Annotated in this window: 7 protein-coding genes and 3 pseudogenes; all 10 read right to left on the reverse strand. The window is 37.9% G+C overall.

Features of this window, described 5'->3' with window-relative positions:
- Nucleotides 1-311: 311 nt before the first annotated feature.
- Nucleotides 312-697: pseudogene (locus tag AACQ81_RS00390) on the reverse strand (DNA primase); the annotation flags it as partial.
- Nucleotides 682-783, reverse strand: a pseudogene (locus AACQ81_RS00395) (hypothetical protein); the annotation flags it as partial. The pseudogenes AACQ81_RS00390 and AACQ81_RS00395, both read right to left, overlap by 16 nt.
- Before the next feature lie 251 nt (nt 784-1,034).
- Nucleotides 1,035-1,298 carry a helix-turn-helix domain-containing protein gene (locus AACQ81_RS00400; protein ID WP_237388341.1) on the reverse strand — a complete coding sequence of 88 codons (264 nt, stop codon included), beginning with the start codon at nt 1,296-1,298 and terminating at the stop codon, nt 1,035-1,037.
- Between the two features lie 42 nt (nt 1,299-1,340).
- Nucleotides 1,341-1,499 carry a hypothetical protein gene (locus tag AACQ81_RS00405; protein WP_237388342.1) on the reverse strand — a complete coding sequence of 53 codons (159 nt, stop codon included), beginning with the start codon at nt 1,497-1,499 and terminating at the stop codon, nt 1,341-1,343.
- 50 nt (nt 1,500-1,549) lie between these two features.
- Nucleotides 1,550-2,425, reverse strand: a complete 876-nt coding sequence (locus AACQ81_RS00410; RefSeq protein WP_237388347.1) for an integrase domain-containing protein — start codon at nt 2,423-2,425, stop codon at nt 1,550-1,552.
- A gap of 231 nt (nt 2,426-2,656) precedes the next feature.
- Nucleotides 2,657-2,833, reverse strand: coding sequence for a hypothetical protein (locus AACQ81_RS00415; RefSeq protein ID WP_237388343.1), 177 nt, complete (start codon nt 2,831-2,833; stop codon nt 2,657-2,659).
- A 617-nt stretch (nt 2,834-3,450) separates the two neighbouring features.
- Nucleotides 3,451-4,290 (reverse strand): DNA helicase UvrD, encoded by an 840-nt coding sequence (locus AACQ81_RS00420; RefSeq protein ID WP_237388344.1) that lies wholly within the window; start codon nt 4,288-4,290, stop codon nt 3,451-3,453.
- On the reverse strand, nt 4,266-4,598 hold the full coding sequence (locus AACQ81_RS00425) for a UvrD-helicase domain-containing protein (RefSeq protein ID WP_237388345.1): 333 nt from the start codon (nt 4,596-4,598) through the stop codon (nt 4,266-4,268). Before AACQ81_RS00425 ends, AACQ81_RS00420 begins: the two co-directional genes overlap by 25 nt.
- Complete coding sequence (locus AACQ81_RS00430) at nt 4,591-5,799, reverse strand: ATP-dependent nuclease (protein WP_237388346.1); 1,209 nt, start codon at nt 5,797-5,799, stop codon at nt 4,591-4,593. The genes AACQ81_RS00425 and AACQ81_RS00430 overlap by 8 nt, the downstream gene beginning before the upstream one ends.
- A 161-nt stretch (nt 5,800-5,960) precedes the next feature.
- Nucleotides 5,961-6,078 (reverse strand): annotated as a pseudogene (locus AACQ81_RS00435) (IS630 family transposase); the annotation flags it as partial.

A 6,078-nucleotide genomic window follows, 5' to 3' on the forward strand; every position in this document is an offset into this window, starting at 1 on the left:
TCACTCAACCCTTCACCTTTAAATCAGAAAAAGGTGAACAGAGGTGAAGACTTGTGAACAGTTTAAAAATAACTATTCACCCTACAATACATTGATATATCTGGTTTAAATCATAAGGTGAACAGTAATGAACACTTTTTTATATTTTTAGGAAATCTTTATCTGTGTGAAAAAAGTTATTCTTCTGGCTGGTTATCCCTTGTCAGTTTCGGAAGCCATTCGATAGCGGTATCGATATTCAGGCTCAGATTGCTGCGAATGCCCTGTTTACTTTTCTTACGTAGGTAATGCTGGTCGTATTCAGCCAGTGCGCCGGTGACTTCCAGAAATAACTGCCAGTCGTAACGGTTTGCCAGCACCATAAACAGTGCAGTCAGTCATGTTTGTGATGAGGTCGGAACTGGCCGATTTTAAGGTCAAACACACCATTACTGAACCCGATTAAATGGCGTTCTGGTGCGTTCATCATGGGAAGCTGTAATTTCAGGGCATCCACGGCAGAGCCAATGCCATGAGGTGAATACGGCATTTTTTCTTCCATAAAAGCCGCCACCATTTCCCGCTTTAAATCGCGGTCGCTGACCGGACGCCAGATAACACCGTCATAGTGATGAATGGTTTCCGAAGTGCCATCCAGTGCCAAATCACCGTCATAACGCACCAGTAATACTTCTCCTCGCTGATTGGCTCCCATCTGTCCAAAGGTTTAATTTCTGATATGGGACGATGACCGATATAAGGGAAGATATCCTTTTCAAAGGTATCAATAATTTCAATACGATAAAGACGGTACTGGACAAATCATGGCGGAGATCACAGGAGTACTTAAAATAAGATAATAAATTGATTAATAGTGATTTTTATTTTAAAAAAGCAACAATATACCCCCTTAAATACCCCCATAAAACTTCATCTTAATTTGCATATATTACACATAAAGCAATTGCATATTCATGCTCGTTATTTAGGAGCTATGCAGCCATGAGAAATGGATGATATTGAATGTTACTGTACCTCACGGCTGGGGTATGAAGTTATTTGGCAGTGCTATCGCGAACTTTACGTTCAACAAGATTACCGTTCATATCAAAATAACGGCTAGGCCAGATTTCTGATGGGTGAATATTGAGATAATTAGCAATAATCCATTCGCCTTTCGGCCACGGTCTGCTGAGTGTATTGGCTAATGTCGATGAACTGAGTCCCGCTTCACGAGAAACAGCCGCTAAGGTTGTTCCACGCTTACGTAATGCAGCAATAATATCGGCCTGATGCCAGTCATTTCTAACATTATTCATTCCTGCTACCCCTTCCCATTAATTAATATTGATGGTGGCGATTCAAGCAAGGTTCGCATTACCGGAGTATCCACCGGCGAGGCCGAAGCCTCCCCCACCTGAACCGCCATTGAAAGGGCGATAGCAGACGCACTGGCAGAAACATCCTACCAGTGTTTGGATACTCAGGGATGCGAAACCCTGACCATTGGATTTTGCCAATGGCGGGGTTACTTTAACTGATTGTTTTATCTATCTCAATAACTGAACTGCTAAGCTGAACGACTATAAACCCGCTCAACATAACGCCCGCGACCATCACCGTGCCCCAAATCCATTGAAACAAGTGCTCTTGCCTCCTGACGGCTAAAACCATTTTGTTGGTAAAACACCAGTGCTTCCTGCGCCCATGCATACCGCAAACTATGGGGAGAATGGCAGCCCTTTAATCCAATCTTTGTGGTATGTGTCCGCCAGTAGTTCATGGCCTGCTTGAGATCCGGTTTATCAATCAACCTGCCACCGCGTTGCTCCGCAATAGCCACCGCCTGCTCTACAGCTTCTTTCACCGCAGCAACATCCAGTACACGGGTCTTCCTTGGTCGGCCGCCTTTTGTGCCGAAAACAACATACAGTTTTGGCTCTGGTTGCTCTAATTGTTTTCGCCAGCTTTGCAATGAAGCACTACACTGCACTGCTTCCCGAGAACGCAGCCCCATAAAACGGGCAAGTTTTAGTGTGAGCGCAAATCCGGCATCCCGTTCAAGGGCTTTCTGATAAACAACCTGAAACGTGGTGTCAGGGATCGCCTGCTTCGTTCCGGCGCGGCTGGCTCCACTTAATCCCAATGCCTGATTACTCAAACGTGGAGAGGTTTCCAGTTTCTCCCTGCCTGCCATGCGGAAAATATTACGCAGCGCAGACATTTCATTCTGCACTGTTCGCTTGGCAACACCCTGAGATAAACGGGCATCAACGTAATGCTCTACGTGCTTGGTTTTTAAATGGCCGAGGCTTTTAACCTGAATATTCAGGCTCAATAACAACGCGCCTAAACGCCCCGCAATCCGAATGCGGTCATGACAGGTTTTATGGCTGCCACCTCCCTGACGGGCAAAAAACTTTAATTCCATAATCAATCGGCTCATCGGCTTCTCCTTACTTAACCTATCAATATGCGATCTCTGGCGCGCGACAGTGCGGACAAAGCAGGAAATACCGGCTTTGTCCCTGACGAATATCTGTGCGCCAGAGTGAACGCTTGTTGAGGTATTACGGGGTATCGGTTGAGTACGCGGTACTGCCGCCTGCATTAGCAGGTCATCCCCACCGGCAAAAAGCCAGCCTCGATATCGTCAGGTTCTCCTTTTGATACTTTTTTAATCTATAGAATGCAGTGTCAGATGCACTGTGTGGTTAAGCAGGCGTGAGCCTGTCATAGTCAGGTTATCCTTTTGCTGCGGCGTCACTTTCAGCGGTAAACCGGCAAAAAGTGACGCCTTAAATCCGCAAATAGTCAGCAAAAGTGGTCCGAGAGTTGAAATGCCAGCAGGCACAGCAAAACACCGCAAGGTGAAGTGTCAAACAACAGTTATGTGTTAATTATTTGGATGCAGAAAAGTTATCTGCTGAATATTTCAAACAGAAATCGTAGCAGTATGAATGTGGTGTGTAAGAATAATTTTATGGTATGGCGTGAGCTGCATGATTTAACGTTCAATGCGCTTAGTTGATAGTATAAAAATGCTCTTTTGGAGTATTTTTTAGTTTAAAAAACCTTCATTGTTAGACAAGGGGTTTATGTCTGATAATATCTGCTTCCAAAGGTGCGCAGATGTACCGCAATACTTGCTCTCCCTTGCAGGCTACGGGAGTTTTATAGCTGTTACAGCTATATACCATCATGTGATGGTGAGTGAGTCGGTTCAGATTAACAAGTTTTTTATTTTGTAGCAATGACATGGACGATTCGAATTCACAAATACTCTCAATCTACAGATAACAGCACGATTAATTACATTGTCGGTAGTGGGACAGGTTTCATTGTTCCTATTACCCGTAAATATCTCTACTTTGGTCTTGCTAGCGATAGTAACTTCTATTTTATCATTGGAAAAATTTTGAGGTTATCAACTTAGTTAGAAAGTAGTTAATATTTTTCACGTTATATTTTTTAGGGATTCCACACAGTAAGAGTACAAGTGTCGGGAATTTCATCAGGAAAAATTATGGCCACACTGTAACGAGCACGGGTTAGGGAAACATATAACTTATTTCTCGATGATTCAGTTTTTTGCGTGTCAAAAATCGTATTTTTTCCACAAAGAAAATCTATATATTTAGAAGTAGGAATAATTATAATCCTATCGAAACCCAAGCCCTTTGATTTACCATAAGTGATTTTTCGCAAAGATTCTATATTATATTTATTACCACTTGTTATCTTTGGCATTAATACTACAGGATTATATTTTTCTAGGTAATTGTTCACGTTTGACTCTTTTACTATAAAAACTCCAACATGCTTTGATATCTCATCATTATTTATGTTTACATTAGATGCTGTTGATGAAAATTTCATACCAAAATGAACCATATCTGACAGTTTGCAAATTTCTAAAATAGAACGTTTACTTTCAGATATTTCTTCTATTTCAAATTTTCTATTTTTATAAAATTCAATTTTATCTATTGTTAAAATTGGTTTTTTATTTGTTATTGCTGTTTGGTAAATTGTCTGACGAAAATCCCCAACACAAGTGAGAGATATTTTTGAGGATTTAGATAACCACTTCAATATTTCATAATCCCAACCCACTAAGTCTTGGACTTCATCAAAATACACTTTGCCATATATTTTCTCTAGTCTTTTTATCGGTAATCCTTTGGTTTCATTTATTATAAGATTAGATAATTTTGCAATATAAGTAGAGTGAACTTTAGTGCCATCTTTAGAAAGATAATACATAGGATTTACAGTTCCATCATTCAGTTTTTCTTTTCTTCCAAGCATAGTCCGTCCATTATTCTTGTGCGGGTCTTTATCATTAAAGATAAGAGATTCGATCCTTTTATGGAAAAAGATATTTTGATACGGGCGAATAATATCTTCCAATAAAAAAGAAAAAAACCTTTTACTTTAAACTTATCATAATCATTACCACCTAACAATTTGTATTTTTCATAGATCTCTTCTTGATTATTTATTGTATAGGTGACTATTAATATCTTCTCTCCTTCTTTTACGGAATTTATAGCCTCACTAACGATACGATGTGTTTTTCCTGCTCCGGCACAGGCTATAATAAGTTTATTACTCATAGTCGAAAATACTCTCGAAAAAAGTTGGATATTTTATTTTCTCGTTGGATTCAAAGATTCTCATTGCTGCATCTACCTTTTTCTTTCCTGCTCCGCCCTCATCTTTGTACCAATTTTTTAAAAAGCTAATTTTTTCTAATAAATTAATTTCCTTTTCAAATTCTTTATATGTCCTAGCAGATAATGATATTTTTGCATATTTATCTAATAGTTCTTCATTATCACTATTTGTCTCAATTAGTAACGGCTCAAGAGAATACTGTTCATTTTCTTCGGAAGAATAAATCTTGATGAAATCATAGCCTTTATATTCATCAATATATTTTTTGACATTTTTATCATAATTACCATCATTATCTTTCATTACTCTGGTATGCACTCCAGTATGTTTAATGATCTCTAGATAATTATTAAACCCGATCCCTCTGACAACAATAATATCTATACCATCTTCTTCTGGTAACTTATCATTTATTTGATAGTAATATTTTTTTAAAATCAGTTCATCAGAAGGGCCTTCAACAAGTATCACCTTAGAGGATAAGACTGCACGCAATGTGTCGTAACCTGGTAGCCTTTTTAATTTTTTCACTGTGCCACAATCGATATTATTTAGCTGTTTATATCCATTAGCAAGTAAGCATAGTTTGTCGATACTTAATTTATTCATAACATATGAGCTATGAGTACTGCTAAACAATTGTTTATTTGATAATTTTTTTTCAATAAAACTAACTAGTGATGTTAGATTCATATGAGATAGATGATTTTCTGGCTCCTCTATTAATAGAACATCTACAGTGTTAGATTTATTTTGTAAAGCAAGTTTAATTTGTACTTTATGTTGTTCTCCTTTACCAATGTATGGAAGAGTTACACCATCTAATGCTAATTGCAAATTAGATTCTAAATTAGTTCCCCCAGAGATGTCTGCAACAATTTTTATTGTTTTGTCTGAAATTTCATTATTTGAATCCAAATTATCATTGATGTTAGTTACATTACTATCAATATTAAAACTTTCTTTTAATTGTCTATATTTGATACCCAATACTGCTTGTTCTTCTCTACTTAATGCAGATGTTATCACATTATAAATATATTGATTTTTCCCATAGGTGGGATGAAGTCGTGTAGGATCAATGAATAATGATTTAAATGGTTTGTTTATCTGCCTGATTTTTTCATTTGCGAAAGTCATCCATTCTATCTTATAGAACTCTAAAGGAATACTTGTAATGTTATCTTTGTTGGTTTTTATAAAATCATTATAAGTCGTCGTTAAATCAAAATCGAATGAAAATGTAAAACTAATTCCTTGTGTATCAACACGATCTTTGTTTATAGTTCCTCTATACCAATCTAACTTGAAGATGCAGGTTTTAAAATCTGAAAGTTGTCAGTCAGTCGAGTCGTGAGTTCTTTCGCTTTTTCTGGCAAAGTGGTATGAAAAAAGTGGCGAAGGGTTTCACGGAATGTC

It is taken from the genome of Xenorhabdus sp. Sc-CR9 (genome assembly GCF_963897815.1).
Classification (GTDB): domain Bacteria; phylum Pseudomonadota; class Gammaproteobacteria; order Enterobacterales; family Enterobacteriaceae; genus Xenorhabdus.

Bases quoted from the DNA above. Each gene is read 5' to 3' on its own strand.
- AACQ81_RS00420 (WP_237388344.1), bottom strand. From the start codon at position 4,290: ATGCTTGGAAGAAAAGAAAAACTGAATGATGGAACTGTAAATCCTATG.
- AACQ81_RS00400 (WP_237388341.1), bottom strand. From the start codon at position 1,298: ATGAATAATGTTAGAAATGACTGGCATCAGGCCGATATTATTGCTGCA.
- AACQ81_RS00430 (WP_237388346.1), bottom strand. From the start codon at position 5,799: ATGACTTTCGCAAATGAAAAAATCAGGCAGATAAACAAACCATTTAAA.
- AACQ81_RS00425 (WP_237388345.1), bottom strand. From the start codon at position 4,598: ATGAGTAATAAACTTATTATAGCCTGTGCCGGAGCAGGAAAAACACAT.
- AACQ81_RS00410 (WP_237388347.1), bottom strand. From the start codon at position 2,425: ATGAGCCGATTGATTATGGAATTAAAGTTTTTTGCCCGTCAGGGAGGT.